General features: G+C 69.9%; 19 protein-coding genes. 10 read left to right on the top strand and 9 right to left on the bottom strand.

Annotated features, from left to right (window positions below):
- Nucleotide 1: 1 nt before the first annotated feature.
- The 4 genes from AC067J_RS05335 to hemL all read right to left on the bottom strand — a co-directional run bounded on the left by AC067J_RS05335 (nt 2) and on the right by hemL (nt 3,725).
- Nucleotides 2-775, bottom strand: a complete 774-nt coding sequence (locus AC067J_RS05335; RefSeq protein WP_478296632.1) for a cytochrome c biogenesis CcdA family protein — start codon at nt 773-775, stop codon at nt 2-4.
- Complete coding sequence (locus AC067J_RS05330; protein WP_478296631.1) at nt 772-1,380, bottom strand: TlpA family protein disulfide reductase; 609 nt, start codon at nt 1,378-1,380, stop codon at nt 772-774. The genes AC067J_RS05335 and AC067J_RS05330 overlap by 4 nt, the downstream gene beginning before the upstream one ends.
- 283 nt (nt 1,381-1,663) lie before the next feature.
- Nucleotides 1,664-2,311, bottom strand: coding sequence for a histidine phosphatase family protein (locus AC067J_RS05325; RefSeq protein ID WP_478296938.1), 648 nt, complete (start codon nt 2,309-2,311; stop codon nt 1,664-1,666).
- Between the two features lie 73 nt (nt 2,312-2,384).
- Nucleotides 2,385-3,725 (bottom strand): glutamate-1-semialdehyde 2,1-aminomutase, encoded by a 1,341-nt coding sequence (gene hemL, locus AC067J_RS05320; protein ID WP_478296630.1) that lies wholly within the window; start codon nt 3,723-3,725, stop codon nt 2,385-2,387.
- 466 nt (nt 3,726-4,191) lie between these two features.
- Here hemL and AC067J_RS05315 point away from each other — a divergent pair, with 466 nt between their 5' ends.
- The gene (locus tag AC067J_RS05315; protein ID WP_327678121.1) at nt 4,192-4,674 is read left to right on the top strand and encodes a hypothetical protein; all 483 of its coding nucleotides are present in this window, start codon (nt 4,192-4,194) and stop codon (nt 4,672-4,674) included.
- 66 nt (nt 4,675-4,740) lie between these two features.
- On the opposite strand, the gene AC067J_RS05310 is transcribed toward AC067J_RS05315, so the two are convergent.
- Nucleotides 4,741-6,060 (bottom strand): tyrosine-type recombinase/integrase, encoded by a 1,320-nt coding sequence (locus AC067J_RS05310; RefSeq protein WP_478296937.1) that lies wholly within the window; start codon nt 6,058-6,060, stop codon nt 4,741-4,743.
- Between the two features lie 502 nt (nt 6,061-6,562).
- On the opposite strand from AC067J_RS05310, the gene AC067J_RS05305 reads away from it, so the two are divergent.
- From AC067J_RS05305 to AC067J_RS05275, 7 genes are all read left to right on the top strand, one after another.
- A complete protein-coding gene (locus AC067J_RS05305; RefSeq protein ID WP_478296629.1) occupies nt 6,563-6,778 on the top strand; it encodes a helix-turn-helix transcriptional regulator in 216 nt (71 codons plus the stop codon).
- Between the two features lie 128 nt (nt 6,779-6,906).
- The gene (locus tag AC067J_RS05300) at nt 6,907-8,076 is read left to right on the top strand and encodes a DUF3631 domain-containing protein (protein WP_478296628.1); all 1,170 of its coding nucleotides are present in this window, start codon (nt 6,907-6,909) and stop codon (nt 8,074-8,076) included.
- 849 nt (nt 8,077-8,925) lie between these two features.
- The gene (gene mobC / locus AC067J_RS05295) at nt 8,926-9,480 is read left to right on the top strand and encodes a plasmid mobilization relaxosome protein MobC (RefSeq protein ID WP_478296627.1); all 555 of its coding nucleotides are present in this window, start codon (nt 8,926-8,928) and stop codon (nt 9,478-9,480) included.
- Nucleotides 9,477-11,195, top strand: coding sequence for a relaxase/mobilization nuclease domain-containing protein (locus AC067J_RS05290; RefSeq protein WP_478296626.1), 1,719 nt, complete (start codon nt 9,477-9,479; stop codon nt 11,193-11,195). The genes mobC and AC067J_RS05290 overlap by 4 nt, the downstream gene beginning before the upstream one ends.
- A 106-nt stretch (nt 11,196-11,301) precedes the next feature.
- Entirely contained in the window at nt 11,302-12,027 is a 726-nt protein-coding gene (locus tag AC067J_RS05285; protein ID WP_478296625.1) for a hypothetical protein, read from the top strand.
- Between the two features lie 138 nt (nt 12,028-12,165).
- Nucleotides 12,166-12,480: a hypothetical protein gene (locus AC067J_RS05280; RefSeq protein ID WP_478296624.1), complete on the top strand. Its 315-nt coding sequence runs from the start codon at nt 12,166-12,168 to the stop codon at nt 12,478-12,480.
- 112 nt (nt 12,481-12,592) lie between these two features.
- Nucleotides 12,593-13,606: an endonuclease domain-containing protein gene (locus AC067J_RS05275; protein WP_478296623.1), complete on the top strand. Its 1,014-nt coding sequence runs from the start codon at nt 12,593-12,595 to the stop codon at nt 13,604-13,606.
- A gap of 119 nt (nt 13,607-13,725) precedes the next feature.
- Here AC067J_RS05275 and AC067J_RS05270 read toward each other — a convergent pair whose 3' ends face one another.
- The 3 genes from AC067J_RS05270 to AC067J_RS05260 all read right to left on the bottom strand — a co-directional run bounded on the left by AC067J_RS05270 (nt 13,726) and on the right by AC067J_RS05260 (nt 17,054).
- The gene (locus tag AC067J_RS05270; RefSeq protein WP_478296622.1) at nt 13,726-14,931 is read right to left on the bottom strand and encodes a Shedu anti-phage system protein SduA domain-containing protein; all 1,206 of its coding nucleotides are present in this window, start codon (nt 14,929-14,931) and stop codon (nt 13,726-13,728) included.
- Nucleotides 14,932-15,067: 136 nt separating this feature from the next.
- Entirely contained in the window at nt 15,068-16,246 is a 1,179-nt protein-coding gene (locus AC067J_RS05265; RefSeq protein WP_402722428.1) for a helix-turn-helix domain-containing protein, read from the bottom strand.
- Nucleotides 16,233-17,054: a hypothetical protein gene (locus AC067J_RS05260; protein WP_402722429.1), complete on the bottom strand. Its 822-nt coding sequence runs from the start codon at nt 17,052-17,054 to the stop codon at nt 16,233-16,235. Before AC067J_RS05260 ends, AC067J_RS05265 begins: the two co-directional genes overlap by 14 nt.
- Before the next feature lie 334 nt (nt 17,055-17,388).
- Between AC067J_RS05260 and AC067J_RS05255 the strand changes: the two genes are divergently transcribed.
- Nucleotides 17,389-18,351, top strand: a complete 963-nt coding sequence (locus AC067J_RS05255; RefSeq protein ID WP_478296621.1) for a hypothetical protein — start codon at nt 17,389-17,391, stop codon at nt 18,349-18,351.
- A 31-nt stretch (nt 18,352-18,382) separates the two neighbouring features.
- Here AC067J_RS05255 and AC067J_RS05250 read toward each other — a convergent pair whose 3' ends face one another.
- The gene (locus tag AC067J_RS05250; RefSeq protein WP_478296620.1) at nt 18,383-19,729 is read right to left on the bottom strand and encodes a transcriptional regulator; all 1,347 of its coding nucleotides are present in this window, start codon (nt 19,727-19,729) and stop codon (nt 18,383-18,385) included.
- A gap of 158 nt (nt 19,730-19,887) precedes the next feature.
- Between AC067J_RS05250 and AC067J_RS05245 the strand changes: the two genes are divergently transcribed.
- Nucleotides 19,888-20,094, top strand: a complete 207-nt coding sequence (locus AC067J_RS05245) for a hypothetical protein (RefSeq protein WP_478296619.1) — start codon at nt 19,888-19,890, stop codon at nt 20,092-20,094.
- Nucleotides 20,095-20,171: the final 77 nt, after the last annotated feature.

Here is a 20,171-nt window from a genome sequence, read left to right as displayed (position 1 = left end):
GTCAGATTCCGATCGAGAAGTCGGCGGTCCGGACTTGGAGCTCGTTCACCAGCGAGTCCCAGGCCCCGGTGACGAGCAGCAGACCGACCACGACGAGCATGCCGCCGCCGATCCGCATGACGAGCGGGTAGTGCCGCTTGACCCAGCCGAAGGCGCCCAGCGCCCGGCGGAAGGCCAGCGCGGCCACGACGAACGGTACGCCCAGGCCGAGGCAGTAGGCGGTCATCAGCAGGGCCGCACGACCGGCGTCGGCCTCGTTGAAGGCCAGCGTCTGGATCGCCGACATGGTCGGGCCGAGGCACGGGGTCCAGCCGACGCCGAAGACCACCCCGAGCATCGGCGCTCCGAGCAGGCCGACGGCCGGACGGCGGTGCGAGCGCAGCTCGCGCATGCTCAGCCCGGGCACCAGGCCCATGAAGGCCAGGCCCATCACGATCGTCACCGAGCCGAGCACGATCGAGATGATCCGCTTGTGCTCCTGGAGGGTCTCGCCGAAGAAGCCGAACAGCGCGCCGCCGGAGACGAAGACCGCGGTGAAGCCGAGGATGAAGAGCAGCGCGCCCGCCAGCATCCGGCCGCGGCGGGCCCCGCGCGCGTCCGCGAGGTCCGAGGCGGAGAAGCCGGTGACGTACGACAGGTAGCCGGGGACCAGCGGCAGCACGCACGGCGAGAAGAACGACACCAGGCCGGCCGCCACCGCGATCGGCGCGGCGACCAGCAGCGCCCCGCTCTGGATGGTCCCGATGTTGTCCGCCAGCTGCACCGCCGTGCTCACTGCTTCTGCTCCGCCAGGATCGGCTGCAGCATGGTCTCCAGGGCGTCGTCGGTCTGGCCGCCGACGGCGCGGGCGGCGAGCTTGCCGTCCCGGTCGACCACCAGGGTGGTCGGGATGGAGTTGGGGTTGAGGCTGCCCTTGGGGAACTTCAGCAGCTGCGCGCCGGCCGGGTCGTACAGGCTGGGGAAGGTGACGCCCTTCTCCTGCTCGAAGCGGATGGCGTTCTTGACCTCGGTGTCCCGGGTGTTGATCCCGAGGAACTGCACGCCCTGGTCCTTGTACTTGTCCCAGATCCGCTGGAGGTCGTCGGCCTCCGAGCGGCACGGGCCGCACCAGGAGCCCCAGACGTTCAGCACGACGACCTTGCCCCGGTAGTCCGAGAGCTTGGCCGGGGTGCCCTCCAGGGTGTCGCCACCGATGTCCGGCGCGTCCTGGCGGTGGCCGACGGCGGCCGTGGAGATGTTGGTGCCCTTGGCCGTGACGAAGCCGATCTGGCCGTCACCGCTGGCCGACGAGCCTGAGGAGGAGCAGCCGCTGAGGGCCAGCGCGGCAGCGGCGGCGGAGGCTGCGGCCGCTGCGGCGAGACGGGGACGGGGGCGCGACATGCCAGACATGTGAAAAGTTTCGCATGGAGGCCCGGGCAGGTTCGGGGGGGTCCGACATTGTCTGCCGAACCCCCTCTGACCTGCGGTCGGGCCGCGCCACGCGGCGCGGCCCGGGTGTGACGCAGCTCTTACTTAAACCGTTTTTACGCCGGATCGGGAACCATTGGGGGCGCTCCCGGCGTCCGGGGTTCCCTCGGTGTACCCGGATTCGGCACCCCGTTCGGACGCCCCGTTCGGAGGTCCCAGCCGGAGGCCCGTTCGGAGGTCCCGTTCGGAGGCCCGGTCAGGCGCCGAAGCTCTTGCCCACCGGCTTGCTCTTGCCGCCCTTGCCGACCAGGTGCGCGGGCAGCAGGTCACGGGCCGGCTCGCGGTAGCCGACCGACACGATCCGGTCGCCCTCGTAGGTGAAGCTGGTCAGCGAGGCCAGCGAGCACTGCCGGTTGCGCGGGTCGTGCCAGAGCCGGCGGCGCTCCACGAAGGAGCGGACGATCCAGATCGGCAGCTGGTGGCTGACGCAGACCGCCTCGTGCCCGCGCGCGGCGTCCCGGGCGGCGGCCAGCGCGCCCATCATCCGCACCGCCTGCTCCAGGTACGGCTCGCCCCAGGAGGGCTTGAACGGGTTGGTGAGGTACTTCCAGTACCCCGGGTTGCGCAGCGAACCGTCGCCCACCCCGAAGGTCTTGCCCTCGAAGACGTTCTCCGCCTCGATCAGCCGCCCGTCCTCCGCGACGTCCAGGCCGTGCGACTTGGCGATCGGCTCGGCGGTCTCCTGGGCCCGCTCCAGCGGGGACGCCACCACGTGGGTGATGTCCCGGCCGGCCAGGTCCTCGGCCACCCGGTCGGCCATCTGCCGGCCCAGCTCGGACAGCCGGTAGCCCGGGAGGCGGCCGTACAGGACGCCCTCCGGGTTGTGCACCTCGCCGTGCCGCATCAGGTGGACGACGGTGATCTCTTCGGCACTCACTTCTCAGTACTCCTGGCAGCTTCGTAGGGTCGTCCGGAGCCTAGGCCGTGGCCGGGGCGGTGGCCTCGGCGGCCGCCCGGGCGGCGGCGGGCAGGGCGGCGGCGATCCGCTCGATCGCCCGCTCGTCGTGGGAGGCCGAGACGAACCAGGACTCGAAGGCGGACGGCGGCAGGTAGACGCCCTCGGCGAGCATCGCGTGGAAGAACGCGGTGAAGCGGAACGACTCCTGGGTCTTCGCCTCGTCGTAGTTCGTGACGGCGGCCTCGGTGAAGAACACCGAGAACATGTTCCCGGCGGTCTGCAGGCGGTGGGTGACGCCCTCCTTGGTCAGCGCGTCCGACACCAGGCCGGACACCTCGGCGGCGACCCGGTCGACGGTGGCGTACACCTCGTCGGTGCAGCCGCGCAGCTGGGCCAGGCCGGCCGCGGTGGCGATCGGGTTCCCGGAGAGCGTGCCGGCCTGGTAGACCGGGCCGGCCGGGGCCAGGTGGGCCATCACGTCGGCGCGGCCGCCGAAGGCCGCCGCCGGGAAGCCGCCGCCCATGACCTTGCCGAAGGTCAGCAGGTCGGGCGCCCAGCCCTCACGGGCCGCCTCCAGGCCGTACCAGCCGGCCTTGGAGACGCGGAAGCCGGTCATCACCTCGTCGGAGACGAACAGCGCGCCGTTCTCCCGGCAGAGCCGGGCCAGGCCGGCGTTGAAGCCGGGCAGCGGCGGGACGACGCCCATGTTGCCGGGCGAGGCCTCGGTGATCACGCAGGCGATCTCGCCGGGGTGGGCCCGGAAGGCCTGCTCGACGGCGGCGAGGTCGTTGTACGGCAGCACGATGGTGTCGCCGGCCTGGGCGCCGGTGACGCCCGGGGTGTCCGGCAGACCGAAGGTGGCCACGCCGGAACCGGCGGCGGCCAGCAGCGCGTCCACGTGACCGTGGTAGCAACCGGCGAACTTCACGACCTTGGCCCGGCCGGTGAAGCCGCGGGCCAGCCGGATCGCCGACATGGTGGCCTCGGTGCCCGAGGAGACCAGGCGGACCTGCTCGACCGGGGCGACCCGCGCGACGATCTCCTCGGCCAGCTCGACCTCGCCCTGCCCGGGCGTGCCGAAGGAGGTGCCGCGCGTCACGGCCTGCTGGACGGCGTCGATCACGGCGGGGTGTGCGTGGCCGAGGATCATCGGGCCCCACGAGCAGACCAGGTCGACGTACTCGCGGCCGTCGGCGTCGGTCAGGTAGGGGCCGGTGCCGGACACCATGAAGCGCGGCGTACCGCCGACGGCGCGGAACGCGCGCACCGGGGAGTTGACGCCGCCGGGGGTGACGACCGAGGCGCGGTCGAAGAGCGACTGGGACTGAGGTGCTTCGTAGGGGTAGCTCACGGGAGACATGGTCTCAAATCGTGTCCTTCACCTCTGCATGTCGGACCTCATCATCTGGAACGATGATCCGGGTGCCAGAGTCTGTACGGTTATCCGTACAACGGGTCCCCTGGCTGCTTCGGCTCCCCGGACCAGTCAGACTATGTACCCAGAGTGGATCCGGAGTGCTCCGCACTCGGGATGTACGGACACTCCGGGTCGATGCAGGGGTGTGGAGAGGACTGCCGCGTACCTCGACTGGGTACGGCGGCGCATGACGGGTAAGGAGCACGTCCGGAGGGACGCCGGACGTGCGGGGGTCTGTCGATTCCGGCGAATTCCGGTGAGGATGGTCCGAGTGTCCGAGGCGCAGGACGGCTACGACGAGGCCGCGGGTGGCCCCCGCCGCCCCGCCGAGGCCGCACGCGGGGGTACGGGAGCGGGAACGGGGCGTGGCGGTCGTGGTGGCGAGAGGCGGGGTGAGGGACGCGTGGGGGTGACCTACAAGTACTTCGGGGCACCCGACCGCGCAACCGCCGCCAGAGTCCCGACGGCGCTCGGCCCCGGCGGGCTCGGTCTGGACGCGGGCGAGCTCGGCTCGCTCGGCCGGCTCGGCGACCTGATGGAGACCAGTGGCTCGCCCAACGGCCACCTCTCCACCAAGATCAAGCCGGAGACCATGAGCGCCATGGTCCTCACCGGCATCCAGGGCGTGCCGCTGCACCAGGTCCCGCCGCTGGAGCTGGTCGTGCTGCACCCCGACTACGCGGTCGTGCAGCTCCCGCAGAACGTCGTCGAACCGCTCCGGAAGGCGGACGAGACCGAACTCGGCGCCGCCGCCTTCATCTGGTCCACCGTCCCCGACCGCCGCGGACCGCGCGACGCCTTCGTGATCTACAGCATGCTGCACGAGTGGCAGGACTTCGCGAACCGGCTGCACGACGCCGGCCACCAGCTGTACTGCCTGGTCTGGCCCTGACCTGCGGGTCCGCCCGCTTCTGAGCGCTCGTCAACGCGCTCCGGGGCGGGCGCCCGAAAGGTGCCGTCAGGCCGCCAGGGCACATCCAGGGCACACGGGCCCGGAAGTGCCCTGGCGGCGCTCCTGCTCGGCCGCGCCGAGCAGGAAGTCGTCGGTGGCCGAGCGGGCACGCCCCTCGCTGCTCGGCATGAGGTGGGTGTAGGTCCGGAGCGTGAAGCCGGGGTCCGAGTGGCCGAGGTAGACCGCGAGGGCCTTGATGCTGGTGCCGCCTTCGAGCTGGGCCGAGGCGTACGTGTGGCGGAGGGCGTGCATGCCGTCGTCGGGTGCCGCCTCGAAGTACTGCGAGCCGCTCGTGCGGGGCGGGATGACACCGGCGTGCACCAGGGCGCGCTTCCAGAGGCCCTGGTTGAAGACGCTCCGGTTGTGGGGCTTCCCCTTCGCGTCCACGAAGAGCAGCTTGAGGGTCTTCGGCTTGCCGTCGGGCTTGTGCCACGGCAGCGTCGCGGACATCGGCTTGCACACCGCGAGGTGGGCCCGAAGAGCCTTGGCCGTGGCCGGCGACAGCGGCACGGAGCGGATCTTGTCGCCCTTCGGCAGCGCGAACACCATCTTCGAGCCGACGAAGCGGATCTGTTGGTTCACGTGCAACCAGCCGCCCTCGAAGTCGATGTCATCTTCCGTCAACGCGAAGATCTCGCCCTGACGGAGGCCACAGCCGACACCCACCGCGCCGCCGGCGCGGAAGCTTTCGGGGAGTCCCCCCAGGACCGCCAGCACCCGCTCGCGGGTCCACGGCACGATGGGCTTCGGCGGGACCTTCGGCCACGACACGGAGGACGCCTTGCACGGGTTGCGCCTCAGGATGCCCGAGTCGACGGCGGCATCGAAGATGCTGCTGAGCACGTCGCCGATGCCACCGATCGTGGAAGCCGCCAGCGGGACCTCCAGAAGCTCCCTGATCCACGCACGGACCGGCTCGGGGTCGTTGAACACCCTCATCTCGTGGTGACCGAGGCGTCCGACGACGTGATTCCGGACCACGCCCTCGTAGCGGACCTCCGTCGTCGGGCCCGCGGTGTTGTTCCTGAACCACTTCTCGGCGTACGCGCCGAGGGTGATCCTGGTCGCCGCAGGGTCGATGTACGTGCCGTCGTCCAGAGCCGCCTTGAGCTCGGCGACACGGCTGTCCGCCTTGGTCTTGAGCTCGAAGTCCTCCTTCTTCTGCGCGCCCTGGGGGTCTCGGTATCGAACCTGCCAGCGCTTGCCCTTGCCGTGGTCGGCGGTGGGGTACTTGCCCTTGTGCTCGCGGCAGGGCGTGTCGGTCGGGCGGGGGTAGGTCTTGTGCCAGGTGTGGCGCGCGGCTGGTGACGCCGGTGAACCGCGAATGCGGAACGCTCGCGGAAGCGCCCGTCGGGGCGGGTGTTGGATGTTTATCGACCGCAGCCGGTTTGTCAAATGGGAGATTCCCGGAGAGGCGCTTGAGGGCCAATTCGTGCTCGATAGTGCCGGATAGTCCCGAGCCCGCCGGCGCCCATGCGCGCTCACCGCCGCTCAAGGCCGAGCACAGCATCCACTCGCCGACACAACATGCCTGGACCTGGCAAGTTGCCCGATCAAGGCCATCTCCGACAGGGCGATCAAGATCTTTTGATGGATTTTCTCGAGTTCCTTGCCGGGGAGATATGGCGGGCCTTACGTTCGTTATCGCCACCCAGCGAGGTCGCGACGCTTCGCTTCGCGCCGGGCGGGCCCGCCGACCGGCCTGGAGCCTTTTAGGTTCCGAGCCGGGTTGCGTGGAGACTTCCCTCCCACGCGCAGAGCGACCCCCTTTCCCAGGGGGGCCTTCGGCGCGCCCTCACTCCCCTATCCCCTGCCTACCGGAGACCTCTTGCCCACGACCTCCCGTGCCACCATCCCCGATCGCCGCCCGCTGGCCACCGCGGAGGAGCTCGCCGCGTACCTCGGAGTCCCGCTCGGGACCGTGTACGCATGGCGGCACCGCGGCCAGGGCCCCGTGGCGATCAAGGTCGGCCGGCACCTGCGCTACCGCTGGACGGCGGTGGAAGCCTGGCTGGACGGCCAGAGCGCCGACCAGGCCGCCTGACCCAACCGCCGTTCACCGCATCCGTTCCCGTTACGCCCCCCGGCGCGCGGTGCCCCACCGCGCGCCCGATCTGGAGCCTCACCATCACCTCTCCGGCCCACCCTCTCGCCACCGACGCCGCCGTGGAGATGCCGACCACGAACGGCGCCACGACGGACATCCTCCGGACCACCGGCGCGGCGCCGACCACGTCCGAGTCGCCGGGCGCCGCCCTGCTGGCCGAGTTGCATGACCACATCCGCCGGTACGCGGTCCTGCCCTCCGAGGAGGCGCTCGACGCGGTCGCACTGTGGGTCGCCGCGACGCACCTGCAGGCGGTGTGGCACCACGCGCCGCGCCTGGCGATCGTGGCCCCGGCCCGGCGGTGCGGGAAGTCCCGCCTGCTCGACATCCTGGTCGAGACCGTCCACGACCCATTGATCACGGTCAACACCAGCGCGGCGGCGATCTACCGCTCGCTCAGCGACCGGCCCAGGACCCTGCTTGTCGACGAGGTCGACACCATCTTCGGCAACCCCCGCACGGCCGAGATGAACGAGGGCCTGCGCGGCCTGCTGAACGCCGGCCACCAGCGCAACCGGCCCGTCACCCGGTCGGTCGGCAACGACCACCAGGCCCGCGAGTTCGACACCTTCGCCATGGCGGCCCTCGCGGGGATCGGCGACCTGCCCGACACGATCATGGACCGGTCCGTCGTGGTCCGCATGCGCCGTCGTGCCGACGGCGAGGTCGTCGCTCCGCTGCGGGACCGCCGCGACGGCGTCCTGCTGCGGGCGACCCGCGCCAAGCTCGCCCTGTGGGCCTCCCGCGTGCGGGAGAAGGCCGAGGCCCTGCATCCGGACATGCCGGTCGAGGACCGCGCCGCCGACACCTGGGAACCCCTGGTGGCCGTTGCCGACCTCTCCGGTGGCTCGTGGCCGGACCGTGCCCGCCGGGCGTGCGTCCGGATGGTCGCGGCCGAGGAGGAGATCGAGGAGGACAGCTGCGGCGGCGCGCGGATCCTCGCCGACATCCGCCGGATCTACTTCACCCACGGCGACACGGACACCCTGCCCACCACGGCGATCCTCGCGGCGCTCAACGACGACCCCGAGGCGCCGTGGGCCGAGCACGGGCGCGGCGGCCTCACCGCCCGCGGGCTGGCCGGGCTGCTCAAGGACTACCGGATCTCCTCGGCCAACATCCGCCTGCCCGACGGCACCCAGCGCAAGGGCTACACCTTCAACAAGTTCGCCGACTCCTGGCGCCGCTACTGCCCCAGGATCCACCCGCTCCCCGAGCGCGCCCCGGCCGGCTGACCCCGGCCCGGGTGCGGTAGATGCCGTCGCCGACGTCCCATCCGCTCTCCCACACGCCCACCACCGGGACGGCAACCTTCCGGGCCCCGTCCGCACGTCCTGCCGACCGCAAGGCGAGCGACCGGACCAGGACGGTAGCGGGACGGAGCGCCACCGCACACGGTCCAGGCACGGCAACGGACTTCGGCACGCGAGACGGATGAGACGGACCGCGGCACCCAACCCGGCCGGACCGGTCCGGAGTCCGCAGCGTGCGGTCCGGTCCGGTGTCCGGCGCCGGTCCGGATGCACGGTCCGGAGGCTGCCGGACCTTTCCTGCGCTGGTCAGGCCCATCGGACCGTCCGGACCGTCCGGTCGGCACGCATGGACCGGTCCAGCGGTCCGCTGGACCGGTCGGGTCCGTCCGGACCGCTGGACCGAAATCTGCCGGCCCTCCGCTCACGGACCGCGTCGGCGGACCGGACCGTTCGGACCGAGATCCACTCACCGACCAAGTGGTCCGTCCCGGTGGACCGGACCGGACCGCCCGGTCCGCTCGGTCCGGTCCGGTCTGGTCCGGTCTGGTCCGACGGTCCGTTCAGGGACCGGACCGTCGGACCGACCGCCTCACGGTCCGGCCGTACTTCGCCTGTATGACCGATCCGTCCGAAGACCCAGGAGACACTCTGACCGATCGCCAGCACGACCCCGAGCACGCCGACCACCTCGATGCCGGTCTGGAAGCACTCCTCGGCTCGCCTACGTTCGCCCATGACCTGCGGCGGGCGTTCGGCCCGGATGCCCCTGACGGAGCCAGTAGTACCCCGAGTCCGACTCGCGGCCGGACACGGGGAGGCTCCGCCCCGGGGGTGGCGGAGCGGTCCCGGCGCGAGGGCGCGCCGGGACAGGGGTTCGAGGCCGAGGGCGGCCCCGAACCGGACGAACTCCACACCGTGCAGAACGCAATCCTCACCGACCGCCGCCGACATGACAGCGCCGGCGAGGTCGGCGGAGCCGAGCCGCGCAACCGCCGGTTCGAGGGCGTCAAGCGCGAGGAGCGCATCGGACCGCTGCGGTTCAAGCCCGACGAGCACGCCAGGCTGCAAGCGGCTTCCCTCGCCCATGGCTACAACGGCGTGTCCGGTTTCGCCGCAGACGTCGTCATGGCGTTCATCGACGGCCGGTTCTTCATCGACCTCCCCCTCGCCGAGGAGCGCCGGGCCACCCACCACTTCCGCTCGGTCTTCCTGCGCAGGCACGACCGGCTGGGCAACAACCTCAACCAGATCGCCCGCGCCGACAACGGCGGCTACGACCGGCCGGACCACAGCCCCCGGACCATCGACCAGCTGCTCCGCCTACAGACCGAGATCGCCCGTGCCTTCCGCCCACCCGCCACCCAGGAGACCCCGCCCCACCCGTGATCGCCGCCATCAAGGACCCCGGCTCCAACACCCACGGCCTGCTCGCCTACCTCTACGGCCCCGGGCGCCACGACGAGCACCGCGACCCGCACATCGTCGCCGGCTTCGCGATGCTCGCCATGCCCGACCCCGGCCGCGAGGAGCGGGCGACCCTCACCCAGCTCGCCCGCTACCTCGACGAGCCCGTCCACCTGCGCAACAGCGAAGTCGGCCTCAAGCTCACCAACCACGTCTGGCACTGCCCCGTCCGCGCCGCCCCCGAGGACCGCTACCTCTCCGACAGCGAGTGGGCCGACATCGCCCACCGCATCGTGCAGACCGCCGGCATCGCCCCCGACGGCGACAACCTCGCCTGCCGCTGGATCGCCGTACGCCACGCCGACGACCACATCCACATCGTCGCCACCACCGTCCGCGAGGACGGCCGCCGCCCCAAGCTCCACGGCAGCGGGCGACGCGCCGCCGACGCCTGCCGCCAGATCGAGAAGGACTACGGCCTGCGCCGCCTCCAGCCTGGCGACGGCACCGCCGCCAAACGCCCCACCCAGGCCGAGATGCACAAGGCCAAGCGCCTCGGCTGGAAGCAGACCAGCCGCGACTGGCTCGAAGACCGCATCCGCGACGCCATCCCCCACGCCGCCGACATCGAGGAGTTCCTCGCCTACCTCCAGGCCGACGGCGTCGAGGTCAACATCCGCCGCCTTCCCTCCGGCGACCTGCGGGGCTACTCCGTCGCTCGGCCCGGCGACCTCAAGGCCGACGGCACACCCAACTACCTCTCCGGCAGCAAGATCGCCCCCGACCTCTCCCTGCCCAAGCTCCAAGGACTCCTCACAACCAACACCCCGGAGGAACACCCCACCGCCCGCCGCTACCGCCGCAGCACCAGCTGGCAGCGCACCACCGACGCCCTCGACGCCCTCCACCTCGCCGAAGCCGACGGAGGCACCGGGGCCAGCGCCCTCGCGCAGGCCCAGATCACCGCCCTGGGCGACATCATCAACGCCACCACCCAGGCCGCACCCCACGAGCTGCGCGCCGAACTACGAGCCGCCACCCGCGTGTACGCCCGCGCCCAGCGCTCCCAAGTGCGCGCCGACCACCAGGCCGCCGCCGACCTGCGACGGGCCGCCCGCGACATCCTCCACACCAGCGACGGACCCGACGGCAGCGCCCTCGCCGCACTGATCGCCGCCCTCGTCTGGGCGGCAATCCTCGCCGACCGCTGGCACCAGGCGCGAGGTCACCACCAGCAGGCCCAGGCCGCCCACCTCGCCGTCCAACACCTCCAGGCCGCCTACGACCAGGCCGCCGCCGAACACCTCACCGCTCTTTCCCACCGCCAGCCAGCCCAGGAGACGATCAACGACCTCGCCCACGACCTGCGCGCCGCCGTCCCCGACCACGCCGCACGCATCCTCACCGACCCCACCTGGCCGGCCCTCGCCACCGCCCTCGCCGACGCCGAAGCCGGCGGCCACCAGCCCCGCCAACTCCTCACCGAAGCAGCTGCCCGCCGCGAACTCGGCACAGCCCGCCAGCCCGCCAAGGTCCTCCTCGGCCGCATCCAGCACACCAGCCGCAACCCCCCACCCAACCGCGCCGCCGACGCCGCCCGCCTCCGCACCACCAGGCTCAGCACGACCGCGTCCAGCGCGGCCCGACCGGTGCCACCTCACCGGCCCGGCCCCAGCCCGCAGCGCCGAAGGCGCTGAATCCCCGGAGCCGATCGCCCGGCCCGCCGCGCCGAACGGAAGCCGGCCGCCCCACCACACAAATCCCCCTGCCACGGCAACCCCCATCCACTCCCCAAGGAGCCCCATGACCGACGACACCTGCCGCATCGACGTCTTCAAGCTGCTCAACGACGCCGACTTCATAACCCGCCCCGACACCAATACCTGGTCCCACCATGACGGACGCCCCTTCACCGACGCCGAACAGGCCACCGCTGACGACGCCACCGACGAGGAGCTCACGACCCTCTTCACCTGTTACAAGATCGGGTTCGACAGCGGCCTCGACCTCGACCCGGCCCACCTGATGCGCGTCCTCAAGTACCGGTACTCGATCAAGCTCCCCGGCGACGCCACCGACGAGGGCATCACCGCCGCCATGACCGACCAGGACCGCGCCGACCACCAGCGCCTCAGCCGCCGCATCGAGGCCAGCATCCGGCCGGAGGCCGTCACGCTGCTGCTCGACGCCAACATCCCTGCATACCTCGACACCAAGGCCTGGACCCGCCACGACGGACACCCCTTCACCAAGCAGGAGCAGGCCCTCGCACGCAGCTGCACCCCGGACGAGATCAACGCTGTCCTCGCACAGATGAAGCGTGAGCTCGAACTCGAACGCGAGCAGGAAGCCGACGCTCCCCGCGCCCTCGACGCCCTGCTCACCAAGTACTACGGCCACCTCCCCGACGGCAGCCTGATCCGCGACCCCGGCGCGGCCATGACCAAGCAGGACCGCGCCGAGTACAAGAGCCTCATGTACGTCATCGCTCCCGAGCCCGGAGATATCGTCGCCCGCGGCAAGGACTGATCACCTGCGTCACCCTGGCCCGGCAACCACCGGGCCAGGGTGACGGTTTGATGTCTTCCTCGACGGCCGGGAAACATCCCAGCCCGCCCGTCGTCGTGTGGTGCTTGAACGCGCCACACCACGGAAGGACACCGCACCATGACCGACCCCGCCGACGCCGGCCACAACATCGTCCTCGCCGTCCCCCACCCCGAACCCCTCAACCCCCGCGGCATCACCATCACCTGCGCCATGTGCGCAGCCACCCGCGACTGGCTGCTGATCCACGTCCAACCCAACCTGGTCTTCATGCGATGCCGCTGCACCCACGAATGGCGCGAGCACGACCTCGACACCGCCGACGTCACCACCACTCGCGGTGCCAGCGACGACGAACGCGAGTGGGAATCGTTCGAGCAGATGTACCGCGGCCTCGGCTTCGACGGGCTCTTCCGGCACACCTACCTCAGCTAACGAGCGGTAATGCAGCGAATGCAACAGCAGCAGCCGTGTGGCTGAGCACTTCAGTTGGCGGATGAGCAGGCCAGTTAGCGGAGTTGAGTGGTTTAGTGCTCTGATCCTCAACATGCCACAGCTGTGTGAATCCGGTGACGGGAAGCCCGCGACGCGGATGGGCGGCACCAGGTGTCAGGCCTGCTACCGCTACTACAAGAAGCACGGAACGTTCGAGCGGACCGGTCCAAAGCCTCCGATCGGCATGGACGTCGTGCTCCAGAACGTGGAGCGCACCGAGTCGGGGTGCCTGGTCTGGGAGGGATCAACGGGCAAGGACGGTCGCCCGATGTACTACGACGGTGTCCGTTACGCGGCTGGCGAGAACCCGCTCGTATACGTGCAACGTTGGGTGTTCGAATACCACTCCATTGAGCCGCTAGCGTCCGGACAGACCGTGACGCGCAACTGTGAGAACAAGCTGCTGTGCGTCAATCACGAGCACGCTACCTTGTGGCGGGACCTGGGAAGCGGCGCTTTCGTCAACCATGCTGACCCACGTGCCATCGTCGAGCCTGCCACGGACGGGTGCGCTAACGGGCACGCGTTCGGCGACGATAATGTCCCGTACGTGAACCCGAACACCGGGGCCCGTAGCTGCCGACGCTGCACGCGCGACTCGAAACTGCGCGCACGCGGGATCGACCCGGATTCGGTGCCGTACAAGCCCTATCGGAGGGATAACACACACTGCCGGAACAGTCATGAGTACGCCCTGTACGGCTACAAGGACCGCGGGGAGGGACGCGTGTGCAACGAATGCGTCCGGATCAAGAGCGCAAAGAGCAACCTGAAGCAGAACTACGGCCTGACATTTGAGGACATCGACCGGATGCTCAAGGACCAGGACGGCGCTTGCGCGACGTGTCTGACTCCTTTCACGGAGGTCGATTCTGACGATTCCCGGATGGGCGACGCTAACGTCGACCACTGCCACACTCAAGGACACAACCGCGGGCTGCTCTGCATGGACTGCAACATCGCCCTCGGCAAGGTCAAGGACGACACGGGCACTCTCAGCAGGATGATCGACTATCTGCGGGCGCGATCATCGACTCGCCAGACGGAGCACTCACTCGCCAACTGAAGCGCTCGGTTACAAGCCGCTTCCGAAACGCCCCGCACACGTTCACCCGAAGGGCGGCTCAGGTTCGCTGGAGCCGCCCTTCGTGGCTGTGAAACGGAGAGTGGATGAGGCGGCCGATTTCAAGCGAGCCGAAGGCGCTGGTCTGGGGCGTCTCGGCGCAGAGGGTCGGGGGACTCGTTGATGCGCATCAGCCAGTCATAGGTGCGCACCTGGATGTGTGAGCGCCGGGCATGGAGTTCTCGGATCTCGCCGGCCGCGTCGTCGTAGGTCTCGCGGGCCATGATGATCAAGCCGGGGACCTCGGCCGTGATACCTGGCAGGCCCAGTCCGTCGGCGTCACGCGCGGAGCGGGCGTAGTGCAGGTTGGTGGACAGCCACCTACGCCAGTCCTCGATCTGGTCGACCGCGTGCCGCAGGGTGGTCGTCGCCCGCTTGTTGCCGGGGTTGGTCAGGCGGCTGACCGGGCTCTCCAGTTCGACCAGCGTCCACCTAACTCCGAGCGATGTCTGACCGGCGATCATGAAGTCGGCCATGTAGTGGTTCCCAAGCTGGACCTGGGGCCGGACCCAGGTGTCGTGGTTGCCCACCACGGTACCGGCCAGCAACGCTGGGTGCTTCTCCAGGAGCCGCTGCATCGCGGCCTCGTCGTCGGCTGTCTCCAGTGCGTCGCGCAGCGCCTCGACCGCCGCCGGGGTTGCTGGAAAGTTGATCCGCCAGCGGTCCAGCTGCGCCTCCTCGGCCCGGGTGATCCGGGTCGGGTTGCTCTGGATCGCTGCGGCGTATTCGCGGGCCAGGCGGAGCTGATCGAGATAGCCTTCCTCGCCGGGGCGGGTAATATGGATGGCCCGGTGCGGGGCGGTGCCGAGCCCGTGGCCGCCTCGGAAGTGCAGCCGGCCGTTGGCGCCGACTGATGAAATCTCGCCGTACAGATCCGGGCCGCTGCGCCGGTCGCGGGCGGCAACAACGTCATCGACTGCGGGCTCCAGTCGGCGCAGGGCGGCGGCGGACTCGCGGTCACGGGCGACGCGCAACCAAGCATTGAGCACCTCCCGGCACCCGAGGTCGTCCATGTCGGGAACCGCAAGGTCGGTGCGGGCCGCGAGATCGAGGAGGACCTCGTACTCGTTGTCGCCGAAGTCCCCAGCAAGCGCGAGCCCCAGAGGCATCCTTAGCAGGATGCGCAGCTCGGCGGCGGCGACCGGCGCGGGCGTAGACTGCCCCAGCGCGATGCCCAGGGCCCGGGCGACGGTGATCTGCTCGTCCGTCGGCGCCGCGCACTTACGTTCGAGACTTTCGGCCACAACCTGCCACCTGAGCTCCGGCACTATCCCCTCCTTGCGAAACGACGCCGGCCCACCGCGGCCATCATCGGCGACATCGTGTTGTGGATTCCTCAAGTGAACAGCCGGTAGGAAAGCAAGCATTGAGCCGATCCCCTACCGGCCAGCCACGGCTCTGGTATCAAGCGTGATTACTGATCAGGCGAAGCACTGGGCGTTCATTCCGCACTCCCAGGAGCTCACATACGCGTTCAGGCTTCCAAGCGAGCTCACGGGCGAGCTTCTCGACCGTGAGGCCATCCTCCTCGGCCGCGAGTTCGAAGGCCTGGCGTAGGAGGGCAGGCTGTTCGCCGGAGAAGCCGTTGACCGACTCGGACGCGAACCCCGGCTGCCCTTCGAGCGCACGCAAGCGCTGGTAGGCGCGACTGGTCGTCGCGTCTGAGGTCAGTCCGAGTTCGCGGCATCGGTAGATCAACGAGTGTATGGAGACACCCCAGGTGCGCCGCAGTTCGGCCAGACGTGCAAGATCCATGCGACGCGGGAGGAGCGGCAGGATGCTGGACTGGGGAGTAAGGAACTCGGCCGCGAAGGCGTCAGCTTCCTTCTCCTGCCGACTGTCGCCGGTGGCGTCTCCGTGAAGGACCAGATGGCCCAGCTCGTGCGCGGCGGTGAAGCGGTGCCGATAGACGTCATCAGCACGATTGGACGTCAGAACGGCGAGGGGTCGGACTGTCCGGGAGGAGAAGGCATCGACGGTTGTGGCCGAGGTGTCTCCCGCCGGCGGCATGACGACGATGATGCCGTGGGACTCCATCCGTCTTACGAGGTGGGTGACCGGACCATCCCCCAGACCCCAACGGCGCCGTAGCTCCCGCGCCGCCGCTGCGGGCTCAGCTGGTAGCTCTTCACCGGGATGGACCTCTCCTCCGGCAAAACCGGGCAGGTCCACGACCGGCAGCTGTACCCGCCGTTCCAGGGCGTAGGTCAGTTCCCAGACCTGCTCAGCGAAGGCCAGCGCCCGCTCACGCTGAGCCTTTGGAGTGCTGCGAAGGCTCCGAAAATGAGCCATCGAGGCATCGAGACGGCTGCTCGGTCGGCCGGCCAAGAAGAACGAGAGCGGCACGCCGAGGATGTCTGCAAGGCCAGGGACCAGTTCTGGTCTGGGCTTGGAGACGCCCGTCTCGTACTGGCCGACGGCGGCCGGCGTGACACCAAGCCGCTCGGCTACGTCCTTCTTGGTCATCTCCGCCAGTCGGCGGGCCTGCGTGAGTCGGGCTGGATCGAAACCGTCAACGACGGCACGCGGGGTGATCCCTCGTTCTTCCAGTCCCGGGATGAGGTCTTGCCTAGTTCGTCGCATCGTTTTCGTTGATCTGAGGCTTCGCTGGTTCCGCTTCGGTCAGTGGCGTCACGTTGAGCGTTCGATCTACGTTCGAACGGGACGACAGGGTAAGAGTAGGCGTCTCGCCCTGGTCGAAGCCGGTGTGCTCCAGAATTGCAGGTCCGGACTGAGCCGGGATGGACGACAGCCGCTTTCCGTGGACGGTGACGGCCTCCGGAAGTGGCAGCGCTTCCGGTCCAGCGATCCAGTCCAACATGCCATCGGCGCCGTGAGCGGCGACGCCCCAGTGCGCCTCCAGCAGCTCCGAGGAGTTGCAGGCAAAGGGGACCAGAACCAGGCACGTGTCCGGGGGCACGGTGGTGAGACCGCCATGCAGTTCGACGGCCGGCTCCTCGGGCGGTGTGGCGAACTCGAAGTCGAAGGCGCCCTGGATGCTTGTCGGAGCCGCCGGGACCGGGGCGAAGGTGAACAGCTCTCGAACCATCCCAGAGTTGCTGGGTACCCGTGCGGTCAGGATGTCGGACCGGGTCCTCGCGTAGAGGAACGGATAGATCAGGCCGCGTCCGACCAGCACCAGGTCGAACGGGAAGCGGTACGGCTTCACTGGCTTGGCCCCCGGCAGTTCCCTGAGCTCCTCGTAGACCCGCTCGAACTGGCCGGACCAGCGTGCAGACCCGAACGGGTGCTTCGTCCGGACGTCCGCCTGCTCCTGGCCGGCCTGCGCATTGGCCTGCATGTTCCGGAGGGCCTGGCCCAAGCCGGTACGGACGGCGAGCGCCTGCTCGCCGAACAGCTCGGTCATCCAGGGAGAGAGCAGCACGTCCATGCGTCAGAGCTCCTTGAGGTCAGCACTTTCCATCGAAGCGCATCACAGCCAAGCGCACTTTAGTTGATATCAGAGAACTTGCACAAGCGCTTCAGTAGGCAAGGTGACGGACGGTGTCGCGGGCGGCTCACTCTGGCACTCGCGGTGGCAGAAACTGACACATGGCGATCGCCGATGCGCCGGCCGCGACCGGCTGGCATGTGATGGTGATCGCTCGCCGATCGCGTCGATCTTCGAACGGCGCGTGTGCTACGTTCCGTGATCCAACCGAAAACAGGCGACCCCGGCAGCGCGCCAACGCTCCGGGGTCCGGCAACAGGAGCTCTAACTCCCGATGCGTGTCCATCGTAGCGCCCACGTGCGCAACTTCACCGTGCTGCCCAACACCGTCCTGCAGTACCGGCGGCTCTCCTACACCGCCCGCGGCCTGCTCGCGGACCTCCTCTCCCGCCCCGACGGCTGGCGCGAGGACGGCCGGCACATGGCCGACACCAGCCCCCAGGGACGCGGTGCCATCCGCAAGGCCCTGAAGGAGCTGGCCGAGGCGGGCTTCTACAAGGTCGAGAAGATCCGCATGCCCGACGGCACGATCCGCACCGAGACCCACGTCTACGACACCCCGCAGCTCACGGTACTGCCGGGTGCCACCCGCCCGGTCTCCGGTGAAGCGACCACCGGCGGTCCTGACGCCCTTCCAAAGGACCTGGTGAAAGAACCCTCCCTCCCCACCGAGCAGACCGACGAACCGGTCCTCGCCGACGAGCCGCAGGCGAGGACGGGAGGGCGGGAGGAAGACCACGAGGAGGAGACCGGCGAGCAGCCCGTGGCGGTGCCGGACGAGCAGGTCCGCGAGGCCGTCGCCACGCTGTTCCGGGTGATCCGCCCCGAGCCCCGCCTGCGGCTCGGCCAGGCCGAAGCCGAGGAACTCGCACCCCTCGTCGCGCAGTGGCTGGAGCACGGCGCGACCCAGGCCGACCTCGCCCAGGCCCTACTGCCCGGCCTGCCCGTCCCAGTGCACTCAGCGGTCGCGGTGCTCCGCTACCGCCTGGAGCGCAAGATGGCTCCCGTCCAGCCCGCTGTGCGGCCCGCAGCATCCCGGTACGCCGAGTGCGCCCAGTGCCACGATCCGGTACCCGAGCCGGGAATCTGCCGAGCGTGCGCAGGTCTCGGCGCGCGAACGGTAGCCGTCGGCACGGGCGAGGCAGTCACCCGCAGCGGCGCGGCGCGCGCCAGGAACGCCCTGCGCACCGCCAGGACCACTGGCCTGCACCTGGGCAGCTTTGCGGCAGCCCAGTAGCGCGGCCCCAACGTCACCGATCTGGCAACCGTCAGGCCGCCATGGCAGGCAGCGCGCGCAGGCGCTCGCGGAACTCGGCGACGGCGGGCTCGGCAGCGTGCGGCTTGAGGTAGCCGTCGAACTTGGTGAGGCGGCTGACCGCGCGGACCGAGTGGACCTTGGTTTCGAGGAGGCCGAGGCCGCGGTTGGCGGCGTCGAGGGCGCCGTCGAGGTCCTTGCCGGCGAGGCGGGCGGTAGCGAGGCGGCCGGAGCGGACTGCCTGGTCACGGGGGACGGCGTGGTCGATGGAGGAGGCGAGTGCGCTGGTGGCGCGTTCGACCTGACCGGCGCGGAGCATGATCTTGCCCTCGGTGGAGCTGAGCTGGGCGCCCCCGTACCAGGAGAGCCAGGTCGGGAGCTGGTCGCCGCCGCTCCTGGACCAGAGGTCGTGGGCGCGGTTGAGGGCGGAGCCGGCCTTCTGGTGCTGGCCGTCGCGGGAGAGGCTCTCGGCGTGGTGGAGTTCGAGGTAGCTGCGGATACTGGGCTGCATCGTCGAGGGGGTGTTCGCGAGCGCGGTCTCGACCTGGGCGACGCGCTCGGCGGGGTTGCCGGCGTCGGAGAGGTGGACACCCATCTCGGCGAGGAGGAAGGCGCCGAGGGCGTCGTCGCCGACGGTCTTCGCGGCGCGGAGGGCACCGAGGTAGTGCTGCTGGCCGGCTGAGCGCAGGCCGCTGTCGTAGGCCATCCAACCGGCGATGTAGTTGACCTGGGCGGCCAGCCCGTACAGGCGGGCCTCGACAGCTTCGGTGTGACGGCCCTGCTTGAGCAGGGTGGTGATGATCGCGAGGTCGCCGCGGGCCTGCTCGATGAGGCGGGCGCCGCCCATCTGGGCATCCAGCGTCTGGAGGGTAGCGACACGGGCTTCGAGGGTGTCGACCATGGAGTCGGTCACCTGGTCGCCGTTCAGGGCGGAGGCGAAGGCGGGCGAGGCCGAGGCCCAGCTCGCGGCGACGGTGGCCATGGCGGCCCCGGTGATGGTGAGAAAGCCACGCCGATCCATACGACCACTCCTGACCAGTTCCACCAGTACGTCCACGGTACCGGCCTTCGTCCACGGCGCCGTGACGCCGGTCACCTCCCACACAGGAAGCCATCCCGGCCACGGATTGGCAACCAGAGTACGGGGATTGACGCCCAGGAGATCGGCCAGCACGTACTGCGCGTCCGGCTCCGGCTCCTGGCCCTGCTCCCACTTCCAGACCAGGGTCCGGTTGGTCGCCAGGTGGATCTTCAGTGCAGCACCGCGGTCGCGCATCATGCCCGCGAACTGGTTCTTTCCCCACCCGCGCGACTGCAGCAGGTAGGTGAGCGGGTGGACCGCCAGTGTGCCTTCGATCATCTCAACCCCCGGCTTTTCAGGCCCTGTTGGTGAGCGTACTGCTACCCGCCGCAGCCGGGGTGCTCTCGGAGAGAAACCCCCTGGAAACGTTCCGTCACGCTCCGTCTGGCCGTGACGCTGGACCGGCCGTCGTCCGAGGAGAGCGGAGGGAAGGGCCCATGGAGAGAGCCGCGAGCGCACAGCGAGGCCGCCATCGAGGCGCGCACCACGACCCGCTGGGAGTCAGGTTCACGGTGCTGTGGGGGCTCGGTCACGTCGCGGCGCTGGTGCTGCTCGGGACCGTCGCCGAGGACGAGCTCGGCGCCGAGCAGCAGTTCGCGGCGCCGCCGGCACGCGCCGTCCCGGATCGGGAGCCGACCGCCTGAGGAGCCACGGCTCCGTGCTCAGCCCGCCACCCGCCAGCGAGTTGGAGGAGAAAGCACCGTGTCTTACCCGCAAGAAC

This window comes from Kitasatospora sp. NPDC042419, assembly GCF_056437345.1.
This window is presented reverse-complemented; position numbering and strand designations above follow the sequence as displayed.

What these genes read in the sequence shown, in the direction of transcription:
- AC067J_RS05250 (WP_478296620.1), bottom strand. Translation starts at nt 19,729, where the DNA reads ATGATCGAAGGCACACTGGCGGTCCACCCGCTCACCTACCTGCTGCAG.
- AC067J_RS05265 (WP_402722428.1), bottom strand. Translation starts at nt 16,246, where the DNA reads ATGCGACGAACTAGGCAAGACCTCATCCCGGGACTGGAAGAACGAGGG.
- AC067J_RS05330 (WP_478296631.1), bottom strand. Translation starts at nt 1,380, where the DNA reads ATGTCGCGCCCCCGTCCCCGTCTCGCCGCAGCGGCCGCAGCCTCCGCC.
- AC067J_RS05285 (WP_478296625.1), top strand. Translation starts at nt 11,302, where the DNA reads ATGACCGACGACACCTGCCGCATCGACGTCTTCAAGCTGCTCAACGAC.
- AC067J_RS05280 (WP_478296624.1), top strand. Translation starts at nt 12,166, where the DNA reads ATGACCGACCCCGCCGACGCCGGCCACAACATCGTCCTCGCCGTCCCC.
- AC067J_RS05275 (WP_478296623.1), top strand. Translation starts at nt 12,593, where the DNA reads ATGCCACAGCTGTGTGAATCCGGTGACGGGAAGCCCGCGACGCGGATG.
- AC067J_RS05245 (WP_478296619.1), top strand. Translation starts at nt 19,888, where the DNA reads ATGGAGAGAGCCGCGAGCGCACAGCGAGGCCGCCATCGAGGCGCGCAC.
- AC067J_RS05260 (WP_402722429.1), bottom strand. Translation starts at nt 17,054, where the DNA reads ATGGACGTGCTGCTCTCTCCCTGGATGACCGAGCTGTTCGGCGAGCAG.
- AC067J_RS05255 (WP_478296621.1), top strand. Translation starts at nt 17,389, where the DNA reads ATGCGTGTCCATCGTAGCGCCCACGTGCGCAACTTCACCGTGCTGCCC.
- AC067J_RS05300 (WP_478296628.1), top strand. Translation starts at nt 6,907, where the DNA reads ATGCCGACCACGAACGGCGCCACGACGGACATCCTCCGGACCACCGGC.
- AC067J_RS05325 (WP_478296938.1), bottom strand. Translation starts at nt 2,311, where the DNA reads ATGCGGCACGGCGAGGTGCACAACCCGGAGGGCGTCCTGTACGGCCGC.
- hemL (WP_478296630.1), bottom strand. Translation starts at nt 3,725, where the DNA reads ATGTCTCCCGTGAGCTACCCCTACGAAGCACCTCAGTCCCAGTCGCTC.